This is a genomic window from Nocardia sp. NPDC005745 (genome assembly GCF_040630775.1).
In the GTDB taxonomy this organism is placed as follows: domain Bacteria; phylum Actinomycetota; class Actinomycetes; order Mycobacteriales; family Mycobacteriaceae; genus Nocardia.
Genome location: NZ_JBEXYF010000023.1, coordinates 73,446 through 94,280 on the forward strand (window position 1 = coordinate 73,446; position 20,835 = coordinate 94,280).

Genomic DNA, 20,835 nt, shown 5'->3' on the forward strand with positions numbered 1-20,835 from the left:
AGCTCTACACTCGCTTCTCCGCAGAGGCCACCCGGACGGGCCATCCCGCCCACGCGTACTTCCGCGACCGCTACCGCACCGCGCGGGACGCCCTCACCCGCGCCGTCGCCGACCTTCGTGAATCCGGCCGCCTTCCCGCCGATCTCGACCCCGGGCGCTTCGCCGTCATCGCCATGGCCCTCCTCGACGGCCTGCAAACGCAATGGTTGTACGACCCGGACGTGGACATGGCCGACCACGTGGCGTACCTGTGGGAGCTGATCGAGCGCCCGGCCGACCGGCCCGAACGGTTTTCCCCACCCCGGTAGTATCGGACTCAGCGGTTTCGCGTCGGCCGTACCGCATCGGCCGGGCGACAGCCACGGGAGTGGGAAATGAGCGCACGCGACGGCCCCAGCCTGCGGCGGTGGCATCGCAGCACCCGGGTGCTGGTGATCGCCGCCACGGTGTTCGTCGTGTCGTTGTTGATCGTGCCCCGGTTGATCAGGGGCTATGTCAGCTGGCTGTGGTTCGGTGAAGTCGGCTTCCGCGGCGTCTGGCTCACCGTGCTGCTAACGCGGTTGTCGCTGTTCTTCGTCATCGCGCTCATCATCGGCGGCGTCCTGTTCGTGGCGATGTGGCTCGCGTTCCGGTTCCGCCCGCTCTTCCTGCCGCAGTCCGGGGAAGAGGACAGCCTCCGGCCGTTTCGAGCGATGGTGATCCGGCGTCCGCGGCGGTTCGGTCTGGGTGTCGCTGTCACGGTGGGACTCATCTGCGGCCTCGCCGCGCAGTCGAGCTGGATGACCGTCCAGCTGTTCGTCCACGGCGGGTCGTTCGGTCTGTCGGACCCGCAATTCGGGCATGATGTCGGGTTCTTCGTCTTCGACCTGCCTTTCTACCGATTCGTCGTCAACTGGTTGTTCGTCGCCGTCCTGCTGGCCTTCGTCGCCGGGCTCGCGACGCACTACCTGCTCGGGGGGCTGCGGCTGTCCGGAAAGGCGGGCGGCCTCACCCACGCGGCCCGAGTCCAGCTCGCGGTACTCGCAGGCAGCTTCATCGTGTTGAAGGCGGTCGCCTATTGGCTCGACCGGTATTCGCTGCTCTCCAGTAGCAGCAAGGAACCCACCTTCGCGGGCGCGGGCTACACCGACATCAACGCGGTGCTCCCCGCTCGCCTGATTCTCTTCGCGATCGCGCTCATCTGCGCGGCGGCGGTCTTCGCCGCGATCGTGGTGCGGGATCTACGGATCCCGGCGATGGCCGCCGCGCTGCTGCTGTTGTCGTCGATCTTGGTCGGAGCCGTCTGGCCGTTGGCCGTCGAGCAGTTCTCCGTCCGCCCGAACGCCGCCGACATGGAGCGCGTCTACATCGAACGCAATATCGCCGCTACCCGGCAGGCCTACGGGATCGGCGGCGACCGAGTCGAGTACCAGCCGTATTCCGGCGTCGGAACCAAGCCGCCGTCGGAGGTTCCCTCGGATGTCACGACGCTCGCCGACGTGCGTCTCCTAGACCCGAACGTGCTGTCCCGGACGTTCACCCAGCAGCAACAACTGAAGAACTTCTACAGCTTCCCACCGCATCTGGACCTGGACCGTTACCGCATCGGTGGACAACTGCGCGACTACGTGGTCGCGGCGCGGGAGCTGACGCCGAGCGCGCTGAGCGGTAACCAGCGCCATTGGGTCAACCGGCACACCGTCTACACGCACGGCAACGGGTTCGTCGCCGCACCGGCCAACCGGGTCAACGCGGCGGTCCGCGAGGCCGCGGGCGATGCCGCCAGCAGCAACAGCGGATACCCGATCTACGCGGTGGGCGACATCGCCTCCCAAGCCGCCGGGCATCAGGTGATCCGAGTGGATCAGCCCCGTGTCTACTTCGGCGAAGTGATCGCCCATGCGAGCCCGGACTATGCCATCGTGGGCGGCGGCACGGAGCCACGCGAGTACGACACCGACACCACCACGTATACCTACACCGGAGCCGGTGGCGTCCCGATCGGGAACTGGCTCGATCGCCTCGCCTTCGCCGCGACCTACACCGAGCGCAACATCGTCTTCTCCAAAGCGATCGGTCCCGGGTCGAAGATCATCTTCAATCGCGATCCGCGCCACCGCGTCGAACTCGTCGCACCGTGGCTGACCACCGACAACAATCCCTATCCTGCGGTGGTGGACGGCCGTATCGTCTGGATCGTCGACGCTTACACCTCGATCGACGGCTACCCCTACGCCAAACGCAGCTCGCTCGAAGCGCTCGAACCGGGTGACGATACCGACCGGGAATCGCCTCGGCAGGTCTCCTACGTGCGCAACTCCATCAAGGCCACCGTCGACGCCTACGACGGCACAGTGCGGCTCTACCAGATCGACCGGCAAGACCCGGTCCTGGCGGCCTGGATGAAGGTCTTCCCCGGCACGGTCGAACCCGAGGAATCGATCACCCCGCAACTGCGCGCCCACTTCCGGTATCCGGAGGACTTGTTCGCGATCCAGCGCGAGATGCTCGCCAAATATCACGTCGACGAACCGCGGGAGTTCTTCACCACCAACGCTTTCTGGTCGGTGCCCAGTGATCCCACCGTGGAGACCAACCCGCACCAACCGCCGTTCTACGTCCTACTCGGTGGCCAAGGCAGCGCGGAGCCGTCGTTCCGGCTGGCCGGCGCGATGGTCGGCTACAACCGGGAATTCCTCTCCGCCTATGTCTCCGCCCGCTCCGATCCCGAGAACTACGGCAAGATCACCGTCCTGCAGCTGCCCACCGACACCCTCACCCAGGGGCCACAGCAGATCCAGAACTCGATGATCTCCGACACCAGAGTGGCATCCGAGCGCACCCTGCTCGAGCGCTCGAACCGGATCCAATACGGCAATCTGCTCACCTTGCCGATCGCCGACGGCGGCGTGCTCTACGCCGAGCCACTGTTCACCGAACGGATCTCGACGGCGCCGAACGCCTCGACCTTCCCGCAGCTGGCGCGGGTTCTGGTCAGTTATCGCGAACCCGGCACCGGCGGCGTCCTCGTGGGGTACGCGCCGACTCTCGCCGAGGCGCTCGACCAGGTGTTCGGGCCCGGCACCGGCCGGCTCGCCACACCACCCGGAGGCGGCCCCGGCGCTCCACTGCCACCGGGCCAGCAGCCGGCGGCGCCGCCGGGGCAACCGCAGGCGCAAGGGCCGCCGCCGGTGGATCAAGCGAAGATCGCCGACCTGAACAGGCAGATCGATGAGATCCGCGCTGCCCTCGAACAACTGCAGAAGCAGCTGAACGAACTCGACCGCAACGGTCGCTGACGCGGGCGTAGGTGACCGCTTATCGCGGCAGAACCTGGTCCGATTGCGTTGCCGTCGAGACGCTTTCGGGTTCGGGGCCGGGCTGAGCGTCGGGTAGGTGAACGAGGATCAGGCCGATGCCCGCGATGAGGAAGTTCTGCAGCGCGGCCGAGGAGGCGTTCACATCATCGTTGGCCCACATGCGGAACCATTCGCCGCCGACGGTCAGGAACCCGCCGAGGAACAGCAGCACCGCCATGGTCCAGCCCAGGCTGGACAGCCGCACGGCCGCATCGAGACCGGCTCGAAGCCGGCGCGGCCGTCCGGCCAGCACCCGGACCCACGCGGCTCCCGCGGCCAGCAGCACGAAGGCGATCAGGAACTCCCAAATCACGACCAGAATATAGGCGACGAGCGCGACGTTGCCGTTGGTGATCGCGCGCCAGTCGGTTCCCGGATTGTGGATCGTCGCCTTCATCGACAGCACGGCGGCGACCCCGTTGCGATTGGTGTCGGTGTCCACGCAGTTGGTGAACGCGACGAACAGATAGTAGAAGCCGGTGATCGTGGCCAGTGTCGCCACCGCCATCCGGCGACTACCCACCACATCGAGAAACCTTGCGCCGCTGCGCGTCATCTGCCTACCTCGGGTCGACTGGCATGAAGGTCCGGACATCCAGGCGCCGACGATCATATCGGCGTCCGCATGCGTCTTCTCCCCATGGCGGGGGAGCCGGTGCCGGTCGAAAACCCTCTACCGCAAGTCTTTCCGTCCGTCGGGCGAAAAGTCGATCTCGCGTGCACGCCGCCGCGGTGGTTTTGCGGCACGGCCGGAACGCGGCGACTGCGCCACCCGGGAGGGTGGCGCAGTCGCATACTTTCGGCTCGGACGTCTCGGCGGTCACCGGGGCGCGGCGCCGCCGAGCCCGCGCGTCCTACTGCGCGGTGGTTTGCCGCTTCGGCAGCTTCCAGCCCGGGCGGGGGAAGTGGCAGGTGTACCCGTCCGGGTAGCGCAACAGATAGTCCTGATGCTCCGGCTCGGCCTCCCAGAACTCGCTCGCCGGGGTGACCTCGGTGACCACCTTGCCGGGCCACAGCCCGGAGGCATCCACGTCGGCGATGGTGTCCAGGGCGACGCGCTTCTGGTCCTCATCGAGGTAGAAGATCGCCGACCGATAGCTGGTCCCGATGTCGTTACCCTGGCGGTCCTTCGTCGAGGGATCGTGGATCTGGAAGAAGAACTCCAGCAGTTCCCGGTAGTCCGTCCTGGCCGGGTCGTAGACGATCTCCACGGCCTCCGCATGGCCCGGGTGGTTCCGGTACGTCGGATGGTCGTTGCGCCCACCGGTGTAGCCGACGCGTGTCGACACCACCCCGGGCTGCTTGCGGATCAAGTCCTCCATGCCCCAGAAGCATCCACCGGCCAGGGTAGCCTTCCGCGTGTCGCTCACGCCTCCTCCTTCGCGAAGAGAGTCCTGTACTGCCCGTAGCCCTCCGCCTCGAGGTCGTCGAGGTGGATGAACCGCAGCGCTTTCGAGTTGATGCAGTACCGCAAGCCGCCCGCCTCGCGGGGGCCGTCGGTGAACACATGCCCGAGATGGCTGTCTCCGTGCGCCGAACGCACCTCGGTGCGGACCATCAGATGACTGAGGTCCCGCTTCCGCACCACGTTCCCGGCGTCGATCGGCTTGGTGAAACTCGGCCATCCCGATCCGCTGTCGAACTTGTCGACCGAGGCGAACAACGGCTCACCGGAGACCACATCCACATAGATGCCCGGCTCGTGGTTGTCCCAGTACTCGCCCGTGAACGCCCGCTCGGTCCCGTTCTCCTGAGTGACGTGGTACTGCTCAGGGGACAGGGCGGCGACCGCCGCGGGATTCCGGTTGTACTCCCGTGCCACATGACCTCCTCATATCGGCCCCACGTACAACCCGGGCGCAGGCCCGGAAAATCCCGGGCGAGCCGGGCGTCACACCACGGCAGGGCCGACCGCATGGCAGGGCTGCCCCACCTCGGCGCTACCGGCGGCTCCGGTTCCTCGCCGCCTGCTACGCCGCGGGACTCGCGGCTGTTTCCGGAGCGGTGGCGACGGCGGTTTCCGCGGTCTTCCGCCGCGGCACCGTGAACACGGCGATCACGCAGAGAATCGCGACCACGAAGCAGGCGAGTGTGTACCAGAGATTTCCGATCGGGTCTCCCTCGCTCGTCCTGCCGTCGACGGCGCCGAAGAAATCGGGCAGCACGGTCACCCAGAGCACCGCCATCACGCACAGGTACACCACGCTGTAGATACGAACGAAGTCGTTCGAGTAGGGCGCGCTGTCCGCGCCGTCGCGCCGCAGCCGGAGCCATCGGCGGGTGAGAATCAGGACGGCGACGACGGTGACGACGACCAGTTCGGCGGCGTAGAGCACTCCGCGCACGGTGGTACTCCCCGTGCCGAATACCGTTGCGGGTATCGGCAACACGCCTGTGCCCAACGATGCCAGCACGCCGATGACGACCGTACGCCAGACCAATTGCACCCCGGAGAACGTCTGCCCATGATCGATGTGGCGGCCGACGAACCATTGGACACAGAACGCCAGCGACATCGGCCACAGGGCGGCGAAGACGACCACACTCGGCAGCGGCACCGAATCGAACATCGGCTGATTGATCGGATTGTCGATCGACCATTCCCACCAGCGCAGCTGCGGGCCGAGATGGTCGAAGATCTCATAGAAGGCATGGTGGACGAAGCCCACGCAAGCGGACCCGATGAGCACCCCGTGCTGCCGGAAGACTCCGAGTATCCGGACGATCTCGAAGGCCAGGGTGGCCATGAACGGGTAGATCGCGACGATGTAGAGGGGTAATCGGCCCCACAGGAATTCCACGGTGAACAAGTTGTGCGCGAACATCGTGTCGACGTGTTCGTCGATGCCGAAGGCCGCCGGGAAGTACAGCGGGGGTTCGATGATGAACAGGTACGCGGTCGCGCCGAACCAGAGCACCAGATTGGTGGGATCTCCGTGGCGGCGCAATCGAACGATCGCGTAGACCAGCGCGAGTACCGCGCCCAGGACGATCGTGACCTCGAGAACGGGCAGCGTCCAGTTCTCCAGCGCGAAGGGGTTTCGCACCTCGACCGGTCCGCCTGCCTCCTCACACGAGAAGCCGAGCGCCGTGGCGAGCCGGTCGAAGGTGGGTGCGCAATGATCAGCCATCGGTCCGGCTCCTAGGGGGCGACCGTGCCGGCGGTGTACCAGTGCGAGACGTCGTAACCGTCGTCGTAGCGCTGGAACCACACGTCGGCGAGCGCGGGCAGCTTCTCGTGGTCCGGGTTGTGCTTGGGCAGCTGGCTGCGTACGACGCCCACGAGCGCGACGAGTTGCTCACGCAGCGGGAGATGGTCGAACGCCCGCGGCATCGGACCGTGGTCCTCCGACCGGAGGAACGGCAACCACGTGCGTAGTTTCTGCTTGCGACGATAGGACGCGAACATCGACAACGCGTCGACCTTCCGCTCCTCCAGCGGAACGTGCCGGTTGAAGCCCGCGCAGGCCACCCTGATCACCTTCAGCACGTGACGGAAGATCGACGGCGCCATGCGCATCCGATACACGTCGCTGCCGACGACGGAGTCGAAGATGATCAGCGCCGAACTGCGATGTTCGACTTCTTCGACGAAGTGCCAGATGAACAGGGACGCGACCCGGTCGTCTCCCGGCCGGAAGAGGGTCGCGTCGTTGTCGAGCATCAGTTTGAACACCGGGGTGAAGGTCGCCTCCAGATCGGCGGTGTAGGCGAGCCGGTATTCGACCGACGTGTTCACGGTGAGGCGGTCGAATTCCGCGATCACTTCGTTGAGCGTCTCCTGCAAGCCCGGGTATCGCCGGATCAGGGCGTTGGCATGCTGGCGGTGCGCGGTGGAGTGCTGGCCTTCCTGCCGCACGAACGCGTCGGCTTCCTCCGCGACCTCGGGATCCGTGATCAGGGGCATGGCCTCCCGAATCATGTTGACGATCATCTTCTCGAAGCCGATCGCCAGGAAGGACACCGCATTGGCCATCGAGGAGAACGCCGGGTTCTCCTCGTTCCACAAGAAGGGCACGTCGTAGTCCGCGAACGCGAAGCGCATCTTCCGGACTTGTAGATCGGTCACTGGGCTGTACCTCGTCTTTCGGGATCGAACAGGTCCGGCGGCGTCTTCCGGTGCCGCCGAGCCGCGTTGGACGTGATCATACACACAACAGCATTTGTGTATGATCAGAATCGATGCCTCGAATCGCGGGCGGGTCGACGCCACCGCCTTGTGATACCGTCGAGCCCTTGGTCAGGGGTGTCGGCAGGCTTCTGATCAGCGGGTTCGCAAGCGACAGGCGTCGACTCGAGGAAGCGGGCAGTGGCAGGAAGGCGCGGGTGGGGCGGGAGCCCGCCGAAAGACGACGAGGAGGCGTCTCGTCGCATAGTCGCCGCCGCCGTCGACCTGATCGGCCGGACGGGGTCGGAGATCAGCATCGCCGACGTCGCGGAGTCACTGGGCGTCATCCGTCAGACGGTCTACCGATACTTTCCCAGTGCCGACGCGCTGATGACGGCTGCGGCGATCGCGTCGGTCGACGGTTTCCTCGATCGGCTGGCACGGCACGTAAGCGGTATCGAGGACGCGGTGGAAGCGATGACCGAGGGAGTGGTGTATACCCTGGCCGAGGTGCGTCGCACACCTCATCTCGGCATTCTGCTGTCGAGTACCTACTCGAACGTCCACCCCGAAAGCCTGACCTCCGAAGAGGCGCAAGCCTTCGGAATGACGATGATCAAACGCTTCGACGTCGATTGGGAGCGGTACGGCTACGACGACGAGTCGCTGCACGAGCTCGTCGAATACGTCCTGCGGACGATGCAGTCGTTCTTCATCTCCCCCGGCAATCCGCCCCGGGGCGAGGAGGAGCTGCGGCGGTATCTACGACGCTGGATGGGCGCCGCGATCATCGCCCAGCTGAAGCCGTCCGCAAGCGTCTAGCGCCGCCGGGTGGCAACACCCCTGGGGCGCGGCCGCGTCACACGCGCTTCCGATGCAGGCGGGGGAGATGCGGCGATCAGGTCGCGTCGTTCAGCCGCACCTTCACGAGCACCCGCCCGCGATCGTCGCGCTGCGCTACCGCGTGCCCGTGCCGCTGAGCGCCGTCGAGCCGCAGGGTGATCGGGCCGCCATCGTCCAGGAAGTTCCGCCACCAAGACTTCTTGTCCGGCATGGCGACCCCGATGACGAGTTCGTCTCCCTTGCGCCGGTAGTTGACCGGCGTGCTGAACGTCCGCCCTGATCGCCGCCCCACGTAGGTGATCACCACGAATCCCTTGCCCAGCAGCCGCCCGAGCAGCGGCAGGTCGAGGAGGGAAGCCACCCCGGCGTTCAGCGCTCCCACGGTGCGTCCCAGCGCCGTCTTCGGTTCCACAATTTCCTCCCGGCCGGTCCCGCGGACAAATCCGAACACGCCACTCTAACCGCCACACCGGTTCTCGGCCGTGCCGGCGGGGCGGCCGTTCGGTCGACGTGCCCTCGCCCCTGCCGACCGGCACGCGCTGTTCGACAGGTCCGGAATTTCGTTTTCCGACGCTCGAGTTCGGGTTGGAGGCAGGATCCGTCCGTTGCTCGGCTGCGCGGCCGAACGCGCCGAGATACTCGTGCACGACCGTCCCTACGACGGCTGAAGGGTTCACGCGCAGAAGGGAATTCCCCATGACAACCAGCCTGCCCGCATTCCCCGCCCCGAACGAGGATCTGCTGGACACCTGCCTCCGGCTCCGGGAGATCGCGCCGGTGGTCGAGGTGGAGTTTCCCGGCGGCGTGCCCGCCTACCTGGCGCTGACGCACGACGCGGTGCGCGAGATCCTCGCCGGGGACAACAAGACGTTCGCCCGGGATCCCAAACACTGGCCGGCCCTGTACGACGGTTCCATTCCGGAGGACTGGCCCCTGCGCGCCATCGTGCAGGGTGATCACCTGTCCACCAAGGACGGTGACGACCATCGGCGGCTTCGCGGTCTGATCAGCAAGGCCTTCACCCCTGGCCGAGTGCAGGCGCTGGAGCCGCGGGTCCAAGAGATCATCGACCGGTTGCTGGACGAGGTGGTGGCCGCCGGTGACGGCGTCGACCTGGTGCCCACCTTCACCGAAGCGCTGCCGATGGCGGTGATCTGCGAACTGTTCGGCGTGCCCGAGCACGAGCGGGATCGACTGCGGCGCTGGACCGCGACTCTGCTGGCGCACACCACTCCGCCCGAAGAGGCGTTCGCGACGCAGAACGCGCTCATGCTGTACCTGTACGAATTGGCCGATCGCAAGCAGCAGCAGCCGGGCGACGACCTGACCACGGGCCTGGTGCAAGCCCGCGACGAGGGCGACAAGCTGACCGCGGAGGAACTGGTCGCCGTCCTGTGGATCATGCTGGTCGCGGGCCACGAAACCACCGTGCACATGCTCGGATACGCCATCCTGGCGCTGTCGCGGCACCCAGATCAGCTCGTGCTGGCCAAGGCCGAGAATCGCTGGGCCGACGTGGTCGAAGAGACGGTGCGATACCGGCATTCGGTGATGATGACCAGCTGGCGGTTCACGTTGACCGACGTCACGGTGGCCGGCGTGGCCATTCCCAAGGGCAAGGCGGTCGGCGTCGCCTACCAGGCCTGTGGGATCGATCCCGCCGAATACGGCGAAACCGCGAACGAATTCGACATCACCCGCGAGCAGCGGGGCGGACATCTCGGGTTCGGCCACGGGCCGCGTTACTGCATCGGCGCGGGCCTGGCCCGTCTGGAAGGCAGGCTCGCGCTCGCCTCGCTCTACCGGAGGCTGCCGGACCTCGAGCTCGCCATCGATCCCGCCGACATCCCGTACTCGCCGTCCTTCTTCACCATCGGTCCGCTGTCGGTGCCGGTCAAATTGGGTGGCGGAGCGCGGTAGCGCTCACCCGAGGACGAAAGGGAGCCGCGCGGCCAGCTCGTCCAGTTCGGTCTTCTCCGTCTCGGTCGGCGCCCGTCGACCGCTGCCGATCAGCAGCGCGTCGGTGTCGGAGAACGAGAGGGGGAACGCGGCCCCGGCGATCTTCTCCAGCATCTCGCGTGACCGGCCGAGACCCTCCGCGGGCGGCTCGGTCGCGCCAGGGAGCTGCGCGATCAGGTCGAGGTGGTGCAAGGTGCTCTCCAAGACATACGCGCACAGGTAGTCGCCCGCGGTGAGGACCTCATCGCGGGTGCCGACCCGCTGGTCGGGGTCGGCGAGGCGGGCCGCGCGCCCGGCGGCCGCGCCGACATCCTCGAAGTGAATTTTCAGCAACCGCGGCTCCCGGTACGCCGCGGCCAGCCGCACGATCAGCGCGTCGAGCGGGTCGTCGCCGGTCGGCGCCGTATCGGCCACCTCCCAGTAGGTCACCGCGTCGCGCGTCGGTTCGGCTTCGGCAGGGGTCACGAGGGTGATCAGGATGTCCTGGGCGTCGAGGATCAGATGGCACACCAGGTCTCGCACGAGCCAGCCGGTGCAGCCGGACGGCTGCGCGAAATCCTCGTCCGAAAGGTCGGCGACCGCCGTGCGCAACGCTGTCCAGGAGCGTGAGAAGTCATCCACGGCCCGGAAGCTAGCAGTGTGCGGCGCGGCCCGCGACGGATTCGGCGCTGCGGGTTCGCCGAGTAGCCGCGACCGGTAGCGCACGGTGGCGGGGCGAAGCAGGCACACTTGCGGCCGGGTAGTCGAATCTTGCAACGTTTCCGCAGGTCATCGGCCTGTTGCGAACGAGGAACGCATCGGCGATTCCCGGGACAACCGATCACATGCCATGTCACGCTGCTGCGGTCCGCAAATTCGCAGCAAACTGGCACGGAAGGATCGATGACGTCTATGTCGCAAGGAGATCCGATCGTCGGGACCACGTCCGAACAGCTCTCGCGGATCGCCGCCGAGGGAGCTTGGGACGCTCGGGGGCAGGTGCGCCCGGAAGCAGTGCAGTTCGCATCGAACCTGGTGACCGCGGTCCGCAACCGCAGTGGCGAGGGGCTGGTGCCCGACGACGTGTCGGACCTGGTGAGCCGGGCGCTGAACGTTGCCGTGCCGTCGTTTCCACGCATCGAGGCGTCGGATGGGATCGGGCTCTCTGCGCACATGCTGCGGCAGACCACCACCCGGCCGTGCCCGCTGGTGGTCGTTCCCGCCGGATGGACGCCGTTCGGGTGGCCGTTGTTCGAGTACGCCTACCTCGTGCTGGCGTCCAAGGGTTATCACGTGCTGGCGTACACCCCACGCGGCATCGGCTTGTCGGCCCTGCCGGGGACGAACATACCGTGGTTCGGCACGTCCGAAGGCATGGTCGACGTGGCCGGTCCGCGGGACCGGGTGGACGGCTCCACGGTGCTGACATACGCGATCGATGAGCTGGCCCCCAGCCGCGTCGCCTTCATGGGCGAGTCGTACGGCTCGGGCATCAGCCAGATCGTGGCCGCGCACGACCCACGAGTGAACGTCGTCGTCGCCCTGAGTACCTGGGGCAACCTCGCCACGAGCATGTACGACAACGGCACCCGCCACCTCAGGGCGGTCGAAGCGCTGATCGGGTTGACCGGCGGAGCCAAAGAGGACAAGTTCGACGAAGAGGCGCTGGAAATCCTGGCGAAATTCGCCGAGGGCGACGACATGGACCCGGTGGTCGATTGGGGCACCGAACGCGCTCCGGAAAGTTACGTCGGTTCCCTCAAGGTTCCGACCTTCTTCTCGAACACCTGGCACGAGGGGCTTTTCCCCGTCAACCAGGTTCTGGAGACCTTCGAGAAAATCCCGGGCCGGAAACGGTTGAACATGTGGATCGGTGACCATGCCGCGCCGGAAGGCCCCGGCTTGATCGCTCCGCCCGCGGCCGGCGCCGGGCCGAACGTGCCGATGCTCGAGGCGTACGCCTGGCTCGATCACTACCTCAAGGACGAGCAGAACGGTGTCGAGGAGTGGCCGGAGATCAGCAATCAGGTCATGTTCACCTACGTGACCACGCCGGCCTCCGGGAACGATCAGAACGTGATCATCGAGCCGGCGCGCCGCGAGGAGAAGGCGTCGTGGGCCGACGTCACGACCGACGGCGAAGCACTGGCACTGACCGATGAGCGCGAGGGCGGGGACGGCGCGCTGAGCCCCGACGCCTCTTCCGGATGGGAACGCAGTTTCATCGTGGGCGAGCAGCCCGAGGTCGTCGCCATGGACAAGCTCATGGTGACCGGCCAGGAGGAGTGGGCGGGCAACCCGAAGATCTACCGGACCGCCGAGATCGACCGCACCCACGCCCTGGTCTGGTCGACGGGGCCGCTACTCGCGGCGCGCGATGGTGTAGCGCGGCAGATTCGCGGGATCCCCCGGCTGCAGGTGACCGTGGACAGCACCGACGAATCGGCGACCCTGGTGGCCTACCTGCTCGATGCCGACGAGGACGGCTCGGCGACGATCGTCACGCACGAGCCGAAGACCATCGAGTCGGACCTGCCCGCGACCGTCTCGTGGGAGTTGCAGGCGGCCGCCTACGACGTGCCGGACGGTCACCGGTTGATGCTGGTCATCGACGGCTTTGATCCCTTGTATTCCAGCGCCAACAGTGTCGGCGCACGGATCACCATCAGTTCCCCGGATGGCGCTCCCTCCTGCCTGGAGTTGCCGCTCGGCTGACCGCTGCGCGTGGCCCGGGGCAGCCATCGGTTCCGGGCCACGTCCGAGGTGACGGCCGGGGCGTTCCGTGCCATCGGCGGTCGAGCGATCGAGCGCAGCACCGCCGGGAGCCGGAGTCGGACGCGACGGGCATCGGCCGCAGCGGCCCGGACGCGTCGCCGCGCCCGGCTCGGTAGTCTGCAGAGGTGTCCGCCGCGCCTGCCGACGCCGACGCACCGATCGTTCCGGTGCGAGACGGAGTGTTCTTCACGCTTCCGGCGGCATTGCCGCGCGGTCGGCACAATCTGGGGCGCGAGCAGGTGATGGCGGCCCAGCGGGAACGGCTGCTGGCCGCGGTCACCGAATTGCTCGCCGCTCGCGGTTATGCCGGATTCGGGCCCACCGACGTCGCCAAGCGGGCCGGCGTCTCGCTGGCGGCCTTCTACGACGCGTTCGCCAACAAGGACGAATGTGTCTTCGCGGGATACGACCGCTTCATCCAGGTGCTGCTGACCCAGTTGACCGGTGCCGACATCAGGGGCCGAGACCGCCGGTCCATCGTCGCCGACGCGCTCGGCCGGTATCTTCGCTCCCTGCAGAACGACCTGGTCGTCGCTCGTGCCTACCAGGTGGAGATCGACGCGCTCGGGCCCGCGGTGCGGCGACGCAGACGGCGCTCGATCCGGCTGTTCGCCGAGTTCATTCGCGGTCTGGTGCAGGCCGCGACCGGCGATCGGCAACCATTGCTGTCCGTCACGGCTTATATGGGCGTGGTCTACGCCGTTCGCCAACTCACCGCCGACGCGCTCGACGAGTCGGACGCACCGGATCTGCCCGCGCTCAGCGCCGACCTGGAACCCTGGCTCACCGATCTCTTCCGCGAACGCTGAGGCGATCGCGTCGCCGGCTTGACACGGCAGTCGCCGTCCCTCAGCATTGGCGTAAAGAATTTTACTCCGATACCTGCCCGCATCCGCGTGGCACCGCAGCCGAATGTCCGATACCGCCGTCGTCGATCGCGACGGATGCCTGTCGTCGAAAATGACCATCGAATGGCCGTAACAATCGCACTTTTCACGCGTGACCTGCGCGTGCACGACAACCCAGCCCTACTGGCCGCGGTGCGCGAGGGTGCCGGGGTGGTTCCGCTCTTCGTCGTCGACGACCGGATCGTCGGCAGTGCCCACCCGGCCGGGAACCAGCTGCGCTTCCTCTCCGCCGCGCTGGCCGAACTGGATGCCGAACTGCGCTGCGCCGGAGGGCAACTGGTGATCCGGCACGGTGACTACGTCGACGCGGTGGATCGGGTGGCGGCACAGGTGCACGCCGACAGCGTCCACATCGCCGACGACGCCACCTGGTACGGCCGGTGCCGGGCACGAGCGCTGCGCGAACGGCTGGCGCGACGCAGCTGCCTGCTGCACACCCATTCCGCCACCCTCACCGCCGTCGATCCGTTCGATTGCGCCGCGCGCGGACCGAACGACCCGGTTCCGGACTTCGCCACCTACTTTCGCCGGTGGCTGGAGGTTCCCAAGCGGCGTCCGCTCGACACGCCCACCGAGTTGATCGTCCCGCGTGTCGACAGTGATCCCGTACCGAAGTTCGACGAACTCGGCGACGCCGCTGTCTCACCGCAACTGGCCGTCGGCGGCGAGATCACGGGTCGCGCACTGTGGCGGGGCTGCACCGCCGACCGGAAACAACCACGCGACCCCTCCAGCGGCGACCTCACCCGGGAGGGATGTTCCCGCCTGTCGCCCTACCTGCATTTCGGTTGCCTGTCCGCGGCCGAGATGGTGTATCGCACCGACATGGCGACGGCAGACGGACGCGCCTTCGTCCGTCTGCTCGCCCGGCGCGATTTCCGGCTCCAGTTCCTCGCCGCCCGCGCCGGCATCGCGCGGTCCGGTGACCGCCCACGTGATCGGCAGACGCACGATCCGGTCGCGGCCCGTGCCTGGTGCGACGGCCGTACCGGATACCCGATCGTCGACGCGGGCATGCGGCAATTGGCCGCGCAGGGATGGATGCCGGAACGCGCCCGGGTAATCGCCGCCAGTTTCCTCACCACGACCCTGCGGGTGGACTGGCGAGTCGGCGCCGACCATTTCCGGCGGTGGCTGCTCGATGCCGACGCAGCGAGCGACCGCTGCACCTGGCAGCAGGCGGGGCGTCTGTACCGGGGAGCCCTCGGCACGGCCGAACGCTACGACCCGCACGGTAACTATGTGCGGCGCTGGATACCGGAACTGGCATCGCTGCCGGGTTCGGAGATCCATCGCCCGTGGCGCCATAGCGTGCCGACCTCGGTCTATCCCGCTCCCATCACGGGCACCACCAGCAACTGACCGGCCGGTCCCGCGGTTTCGCGTGCTCGCTGCCGGGTACCGCCGCGACGGACGTAGTTCGTCAGCCCGACTCGAGAGCCCGAGGGGAGATCAACTATGGCAACCACGATCGACTCCACCACCGACGCTATCGATTTCCTCGTCCATCAGCACGGCCGGATCAAGCAACTGTTCATCGAGACCGCCGAGACCTCCGACCCCGTGGAGCGGGAGAGCAAGTTCTTCGAATTGCGGCGCCTGCTCGCCGTGCACGAGACCGCCGAAGAAGAGATCATCCACCCGCGCGCCCGGCGGGAGATCGGTGATGGCGCGTACATCGTCGACGCACGGCTGGAAGAGGAGAACAAGGCGAAAAAGCAGCTCGCCGAGATGGAATCGCTCGACATCAGCTCGATGGAATTCCAGGTGCGGCTGGCGAAGCTGCGTGAAGCGGTGCTGGCGCATGCCGACCACGAAGAACGTGAGGAATTCGCTCGGCTGCGCGAAGAACTCGACGACGAAGCCCTGCGGCGATTGCGTAAGACGGTCGAACTCGCCGAGACGATGGCGCCGACCCGCCCGCATCCCGGCGTGGAATCGGCCACCGCGAACGTGCTGGTCGGTCCGTTCGCCGCGATGATGGACCGAGCCAAAGACATGATCAGCAGGCCGAGGCACTGATCCCGACGTGAATGCCCGCGGCGCGCGGCCCCGAGGTGCCGCGCGCCGCGTCGTCGGACGCCCGACTGCCCGTCGGGCATGTCGCAGGTCAGTCCGGGATGTGCAGTTCGTGGGTGAACGGTTTGGTGCCTTGGACCGCGGGCTCGCCTTCCGGGTTGGTCTCGGCGCCGTGATTGACTCGCTCGTCGGAGTCGAGCCATTCGGTGACCGGATTATCGATGTAGCGCCACTCCGTGCCCGCGGGCCACGGTCCTTGTCCTTCGTTCCAGGGGCCGCGGGCGCTCGCGGCGCCGTTGGACATGTTGAACGCGACATTCTGGAACCGGTCGTCGCCGGGCAGTGCTCCCGGCGGGAAGTTGACCGGCAATTCGTTCAGCGCCGCGGTGAACTGCTGGAAGTGCGCGATCTCGCGGGTCATCAGGAACGAAAGCGTGTCCTGCACACCGGGATCGTCGGTGAATTGCTTGAGATACTCGTAGACGATCTTGGCGCGAGACTCCGCCGCGAGATTGCTGCGCAGGTCGACCGAGGGCTCCCCGTTGGCGTCGACGTAGGAACCCGACCACGGCACGCCCGCGGCGTTCGTGACCACGGGCCCGCCGCCGCTCAGCGCGAAGTACAACGGATTGACCGCGGCCTGATGGATCACCTGGTCACGTCCGCCGGACGTGGACACCATCGGCATCCAGTCGCACCGCTCGTTGGCTTGCTTCAGATCGTCGTTGAGCCCGTCGAGCAGCATGGTGATCATGGCGCCGACGATCTCGAGGTGACTGAGTTCCTCGGTGGCGATATCCATGAACAGGTCGTAGGTTTTCGGATGCTTACCGCGCAGCAGGAACGCCTGATTGAAATACTGCATGGCGGCCTTCAATTCGCCGTTGGCGCCGCCGAACTGCTCTTGCAGCAGAGTCGCGAAACGCGGATCGGGTCGGTCCACGCGAACTTCGAATTGCAAATCCTTGTTGTGTGTGAACATCGCTCTCCTTACCAGTACGGTCGGCTGTTCGAATTGGCTTCAGTGCCTAACCCAGCGCAGGACGAGCAAAGATGCGTTACGTGTTCGCTGGCGACGATACGGGCTCCGGTACCCGGTCGATCGCAACGACACGAGCGGCGGAAAGGGGATCACACTCCGTCGCTTTCGGTCATGGGCGGTGACGCCGCTAGCGGCCGCGTGGCCGCTGACTTTGATGAGACGGGCGTCCGATCCGCATCCGCCGGGAGGGCGCGAGCGGTGCGCTGTGACCGGTCCGCCCGGCACGCATCGCGGATACGAGTTCCGCGCAGATCTCGTGCGCGCCGAAGCGAGGCGCCCAGCCGAGTTCCCGTCGCGCCGCCGAGGAGTCGATCAAGCAGGCGCGGTCGGCGAGGGTCAGCCACGCCGGGTGCAGGGGCAGGAGGCCGGTGCGCCATCCCGTCCAGGCGGCGGCGTCGAGTGCCCGCCGGGGCGCGGGCAGGCGGAAACCCCCGAATGCCGCCGCGAGCGCGTCCGCGCCCAGGCACGGTTCGGCGGCGAGGTTGAACGCCCCCGCCGCCCGATGGTGCGCGATGCGCCGGATCGCCGAAGCCACGTCCGAGCTGTGCACCAGCTGCAGCCGGAAATCGCGCCACAGCGGCACGGGCAACAGACGTCGGCCGAGCAGCCACCGCGGCAGCCACGGCGGCAGAATCCAGTCCGCCAGTTCGGCGGCGGACTCGGCCTGAGCTATGCCACACGGGCGAATACGCGCTGTGCGGATTTCGGGGTGGCTCGCCTCGAAGCGGTCCAGCTTCGCCTCCAACTCCGCCTTGGACACGCTGTAGGCACTGCCGGGCACCCCCGACAGCCGCCATCCTTCCGATACCCGCCGCCAGCGTTCGGCCGGGGTGTAGGCGGCGCAGGAGGACGCGGCGATGAGCTGCGGCACTGCCGCCTCCGCCACGGCGCGCAGCACGTTGTCGGTGCCGATCGAGTTGGTCCGCCGCATCGGCGGATCACCACGACGCGGATGGATCGCCCATGCCAGGTGAACCAGGACATCGGCACCGGCGCAGGCGGCACGCAGGGTCTCGACCGAGGCGGCGAGCCCGATATCGCAGGACACCCACCGCGCCGACGAATACGGTTCGCGCGCCCGGTCGGGGATGCGGCGAGCGATTCCGACGATCTCGCAACCATCGGCCCGCAACGCTCGCAGCAACGCCGTCCCCACGTTGCCGCTGGCGCCGGTGACGACCACCTTCATACGCGGCGCCGCTCGAACCCGTTCCGGACCATCGCCGGGGCGTCTTGGTGGTCGGTGACCTCGAGCCAGGCCGCGCTGTCGGCGGGCAGGGCGTCGGATGTCCGAGGCTCGCTGGACAGCAAGACCCGCTCGTGCCGGGGCAGCGCGACCGGCGCGCTCGAAATGTTCACCACACAGACCAGGCCGGGGGAGCGATGGAGGACCAGCACCCCTGGAGCGCTGGGCAACCACGACCAGGCGCCTTCCCCGAGCGCGGGATGGTCGCGGCGCAGACGCAGCGCCCTGTGGTAGAGGTCCAGTATCGAATCCTGTTCCCGCATCTGGAGTTCGGCTGTCGATGACACCCAGCGCTGGGGCTGTGGCAGCCAGGGTGGCGTGCCGTCCGGACCGAACCCGAAGGGGGGCCGGAACCCGCTCCACGGCAGCGGGACGCGGCACCCGTCGCGGCCGCGCACCGTGTGGCCCGAGCGCTCCCAGGTCGGGTCCTCGAGCACCTGCACGGGAAGATCCTCGACCTCCTCCAAGCCGAGTTCCTCCCCCTGATAGAGGTACGCGCTGCCGGGGAGCGCGAGCATCAGGAGCAACGCCGCCCTGGCGCGCCGCCGCCCCCGCGCCACGTCGACAGGGCCGTGCGGTTCGTGGTGCGAACCGCCACCGCGGGTGGACGCCCGCCCGTAGCGGGTCACATGCCTGGTGATGTCGTGATTGGACAGCACCCAGGTCGGTGGGGCCCCGACCGCCTCCAGCGCTTCGGTCGTGCAATCGACCACCGCCCGCAGCGCAGCGGCATTCCAGGAGCACCGCAGGAAGTCGAAGTTGAACGCCGTGTGCAGTTCGTCCGGACGCACGTAGCAGGCGAGGCGCTCGGGTTTGGCCACCCACGCTTCGGCGACGAAGACGCGATCCGGCCCGTAGGAATCCGCGATCTCGCGCCAGCCGCGGTAGATTTCGTGCACTTCCGGCCGGTCCCAGTGCGGGTGTCCGGTGCGATCCGGCGGTTCCATCATGTCCTCGTGATCGGTCTCGATATCCGGCAGATCGGCATGTTTGACCAGCCCGTGGGCCACGTCGACGCGGAAGCCGTCCACGCCTCGATCCAGCCAGAAACGCAGGATCGACTCGAACTCGGCACGGACATCCGGATGCGCCCAATCCAGGTCCGGCTGGTGGACGTCGAACAGGTGCAGATACCACTGCCCGTCCGTCACCCGAGTCCACGCCGGGCCGCCGAACACGCTTCGCCAGTTGTTGGGCGGACCGCCGGATGGCGCGCCGTCCCGGAACAGGTAGCGGGCTCGCTCCGGCGAACCCGGCCCGGCCGCGAGCGCCTCCCCGAACCAGGGGTGCCGATCCGAGGTGTGATTGGGGACCAGGTCAACGATGACGCGCAGGCCGTGCGCGTGCGCTTCTTCGATCAACGCTTGCGCGTCCGCCAGCGTGCCGAAGCGCGGATCGATGTCGCGGTAGTCCGCGACGTCATAGCCTCCGTCCGCCATCGGCGACGGGTACCAGGGAGTTACCCATATCGCGTCCACCCCGAGGTCGCGGAGATAGGGCAGCCGAGACCGGATACCGGCGATATCGCCGACGCCGTCGCCGTTACCGTCGCAGAAGCTTCGGATGTAGATCTCGTAGATCACGGCGTCGCGCCACCAGGGGGCATCCGCAGCCATCGTCACGCCCTCCTCTCGGTTCGCTGCAGGTCGGGTACCCGGAATCGAAAGCCGTAACGTCGCGTGTTCCGCGGGCGGGCAGGGGTGGCCGCGACCGCGGGTGTGGTCGGTGCCCGGCCGGGTAGTCGCGGAGCATGGCTACTACAGCTCCACTTCCGGAAGATCGAGCAGGCGCTCCGCGGCGAGCCGTGGTGACCGGGGGAGACTCCGGGATCGGTGCGGCGATCGCGGTCGCGCTCGCCGCGGGCGGGACGGACGTCGGTCTGACCTTCCACAGCGACCGGCGCGGCGCGGAGGACACCGCGGCGCAAGTGCGCGAACAGGGGAGGACCGCCGCCGTGCGCCGCCTCGACCTGGCGAACCTGCCGTCCGCCGCGTCGGTCGTCGATGAACTCGCCGACGAACTCGGTGGCCTCGATGTGCTGGTGAACTGCGCAGGTACCGGGTCGGCTCAGAAGGTGATGGAGATGGACTTCGACACCTGGCGGCACGTCCTGTCGGTCGATCTCGACGGCGCGTTCCTGTGCGCCCAGCGCGCCGCCGAGCACATGATCGCCGCGGGCAGCGGTGGCCGGATCATCAACATCACCAGCGTGCACGAGCACGCGCCGCGCGTCGGCGCCGCGCCGTACTGCGCGGCCAAAGCGGGTCTGGGAGCGCTGACGAAAGTCCTGGCGCAGGAACTCGCCGAATACGACATCACCGTGAATTCGGTCGCGCCGGGCGAGATCTCGACACCGATGACCGGTCAGGAAGACGTCGACCCGCGTGAGCAGTCCCGCCCCGGCGTACCACTGGGGCGAACCGGTCACGCCAAAGAGGTCGCCGCAGTCGTGGCGTTTCTGGCCGGACCGGAGGCAAGCTATGTCACCGGCGCGTCCTACGTCGTGGACGGCGGCATGCTTTTGATGGGCCCACAGGCGAGCAGCCTGCTGACCGACGAGAAGTGGCGCACGCCATGACCGCTGATCCGGCTATTCCTCGCCGCTGCGGGGCAGCGCG

At 67.5% G+C, this 20,835-nt stretch carries 18 protein-coding genes and 1 pseudogene; 9 read left to right on the forward strand and 10 right to left on the reverse strand.

Features of this window, described 5'->3' with window-relative positions; translation table 11 throughout:
• Positions 1 to 2: 2 nt before the first annotated feature.
• Together ABZ420_RS23735 and ABZ420_RS23740 are read left to right on the forward strand one after the other, a co-directional pair.
• Positions 3 to 308: pseudogene (locus ABZ420_RS23735) on the forward strand (TetR family transcriptional regulator C-terminal domain-containing protein); the annotation flags it as partial.
• Positions 309 to 374: 66 nt separating this feature from the next.
• Entirely contained in the window at positions 375 to 3,278 is a 2,904-nt protein-coding gene (locus ABZ420_RS23740; RefSeq protein ID WP_357126517.1) for a UPF0182 family protein, read from the forward strand.
• Positions 3,279 to 3,297: 19 nt separating this feature from the next.
• On the opposite strand, the gene ABZ420_RS23745 is transcribed toward ABZ420_RS23740, so the two are convergent.
• The 5 genes from ABZ420_RS23745 to ABZ420_RS23765 form a co-directional block, all read right to left on the reverse strand.
• Positions 3,298 to 3,894 carry a DUF2165 domain-containing protein gene (locus ABZ420_RS23745; protein WP_357126519.1) on the reverse strand — a complete coding sequence of 199 codons (597 nt, stop codon included), beginning with the start codon at positions 3,892 to 3,894 and terminating at the stop codon, positions 3,298 to 3,300.
• 298 nt (positions 3,895 to 4,192) lie between these two features.
• Entirely contained in the window at positions 4,193 to 4,708 is a 516-nt protein-coding gene (gene msrA / locus ABZ420_RS23750) for a peptide-methionine (S)-S-oxide reductase MsrA (RefSeq protein ID WP_357126522.1), read from the reverse strand.
• Entirely contained in the window at positions 4,705 to 5,160 is a 456-nt protein-coding gene (gene msrB, locus ABZ420_RS23755) for a peptide-methionine (R)-S-oxide reductase MsrB (RefSeq protein ID WP_357126525.1), read from the reverse strand. Before msrB ends, msrA begins: the two co-directional genes overlap by 4 nt.
• A 148-nt stretch (positions 5,161 to 5,308) precedes the next feature.
• Positions 5,309 to 6,469 (reverse strand): hypothetical protein, encoded by a 1,161-nt coding sequence (locus tag ABZ420_RS23760; protein WP_357126528.1) that lies wholly within the window; start codon positions 6,467 to 6,469, stop codon positions 5,309 to 5,311.
• A gap of 11 nt (positions 6,470 to 6,480) precedes the next feature.
• Positions 6,481 to 7,407 carry a metal-dependent hydrolase gene (locus ABZ420_RS23765; RefSeq protein WP_357126530.1) on the reverse strand — a complete coding sequence of 309 codons (927 nt, stop codon included), beginning with the start codon at positions 7,405 to 7,407 and terminating at the stop codon, positions 6,481 to 6,483.
• Positions 7,408 to 7,647: 240 nt separating this feature from the next.
• On the opposite strand from ABZ420_RS23765, the gene ABZ420_RS23770 reads away from it, so the two are divergent.
• Complete coding sequence (locus tag ABZ420_RS23770) at positions 7,648 to 8,268, forward strand: TetR/AcrR family transcriptional regulator (protein WP_062969291.1); 621 nt, start codon at positions 7,648 to 7,650, stop codon at positions 8,266 to 8,268.
• Between the two features lie 76 nt (positions 8,269 to 8,344).
• On the opposite strand, the gene ABZ420_RS23775 is transcribed toward ABZ420_RS23770, so the two are convergent.
• The gene (locus ABZ420_RS23775) at positions 8,345 to 8,701 is read right to left on the reverse strand and encodes a nitroreductase/quinone reductase family protein (protein WP_357126533.1); all 357 of its coding nucleotides are present in this window, start codon (positions 8,699 to 8,701) and stop codon (positions 8,345 to 8,347) included.
• Positions 8,702 to 8,985: 284 nt separating this feature from the next.
• Here ABZ420_RS23775 and ABZ420_RS23780 point away from each other — a divergent pair, with 284 nt between their 5' ends.
• Positions 8,986 to 10,209: a cytochrome P450 gene (locus tag ABZ420_RS23780; protein WP_357126536.1), complete on the forward strand. Its 1,224-nt coding sequence runs from the start codon at positions 8,986 to 8,988 to the stop codon at positions 10,207 to 10,209.
• 3 nt (positions 10,210 to 10,212) lie between these two features.
• Here ABZ420_RS23780 and ABZ420_RS23785 read toward each other — a convergent pair whose 3' ends face one another.
• Positions 10,213 to 10,869, reverse strand: coding sequence for a maleylpyruvate isomerase N-terminal domain-containing protein (locus ABZ420_RS23785; protein ID WP_357126539.1), 657 nt, complete (start codon positions 10,867 to 10,869; stop codon positions 10,213 to 10,215).
• A gap of 270 nt (positions 10,870 to 11,139) precedes the next feature.
• Here ABZ420_RS23785 and ABZ420_RS23790 point away from each other — a divergent pair, with 270 nt between their 5' ends.
• The 4 genes from ABZ420_RS23790 to ABZ420_RS23805 all read left to right on the forward strand — a co-directional run bounded on the left by ABZ420_RS23790 (position 11,140) and on the right by ABZ420_RS23805 (position 15,932).
• Entirely contained in the window at positions 11,140 to 12,942 is a 1,803-nt protein-coding gene (locus tag ABZ420_RS23790; RefSeq protein WP_357126542.1) for a CocE/NonD family hydrolase, read from the forward strand.
• A gap of 185 nt (positions 12,943 to 13,127) precedes the next feature.
• Positions 13,128 to 13,811: a TetR/AcrR family transcriptional regulator gene (locus ABZ420_RS23795; RefSeq protein ID WP_357126545.1), complete on the forward strand. Its 684-nt coding sequence runs from the start codon at positions 13,128 to 13,130 to the stop codon at positions 13,809 to 13,811.
• A gap of 162 nt (positions 13,812 to 13,973) precedes the next feature.
• Positions 13,974 to 15,272: an FAD-binding domain-containing protein gene (locus tag ABZ420_RS23800; protein WP_357126548.1), complete on the forward strand. Its 1,299-nt coding sequence runs from the start codon at positions 13,974 to 13,976 to the stop codon at positions 15,270 to 15,272.
• Between the two features lie 96 nt (positions 15,273 to 15,368).
• Entirely contained in the window at positions 15,369 to 15,932 is a 564-nt protein-coding gene (locus ABZ420_RS23805; protein ID WP_357126552.1) for a hemerythrin domain-containing protein, read from the forward strand.
• Positions 15,933 to 16,020: 88 nt separating this feature from the next.
• On the opposite strand, the gene ABZ420_RS23810 is transcribed toward ABZ420_RS23805, so the two are convergent.
• From ABZ420_RS23810 to ABZ420_RS23820, 3 genes are all read right to left on the reverse strand, one after another.
• Positions 16,021 to 16,911 (reverse strand): manganese catalase family protein, encoded by an 891-nt coding sequence (locus ABZ420_RS23810; protein ID WP_357126555.1) that lies wholly within the window; start codon positions 16,909 to 16,911, stop codon positions 16,021 to 16,023.
• Between the two features lie 187 nt (positions 16,912 to 17,098).
• Positions 17,099 to 18,160, reverse strand: a complete 1,062-nt coding sequence (locus tag ABZ420_RS23815) for an NAD-dependent epimerase/dehydratase family protein (RefSeq protein WP_357126558.1) — start codon at positions 18,158 to 18,160, stop codon at positions 17,099 to 17,101.
• Positions 18,157 to 19,833, reverse strand: coding sequence for a glycoside hydrolase family 13 protein (locus ABZ420_RS23820; RefSeq protein ID WP_357126561.1), 1,677 nt, complete (start codon positions 19,831 to 19,833; stop codon positions 18,157 to 18,159). The genes ABZ420_RS23815 and ABZ420_RS23820 overlap by 4 nt, the downstream gene beginning before the upstream one ends.
• 134 nt (positions 19,834 to 19,967) lie before the next feature.
• On the opposite strand from ABZ420_RS23820, the gene ABZ420_RS23825 reads away from it, so the two are divergent.
• Entirely contained in the window at positions 19,968 to 20,795 is an 828-nt protein-coding gene (locus ABZ420_RS23825) for an SDR family oxidoreductase (RefSeq protein ID WP_357126564.1), read from the forward strand.
• The last annotated feature ends 40 nt before the right edge of the window (positions 20,796 to 20,835 follow it).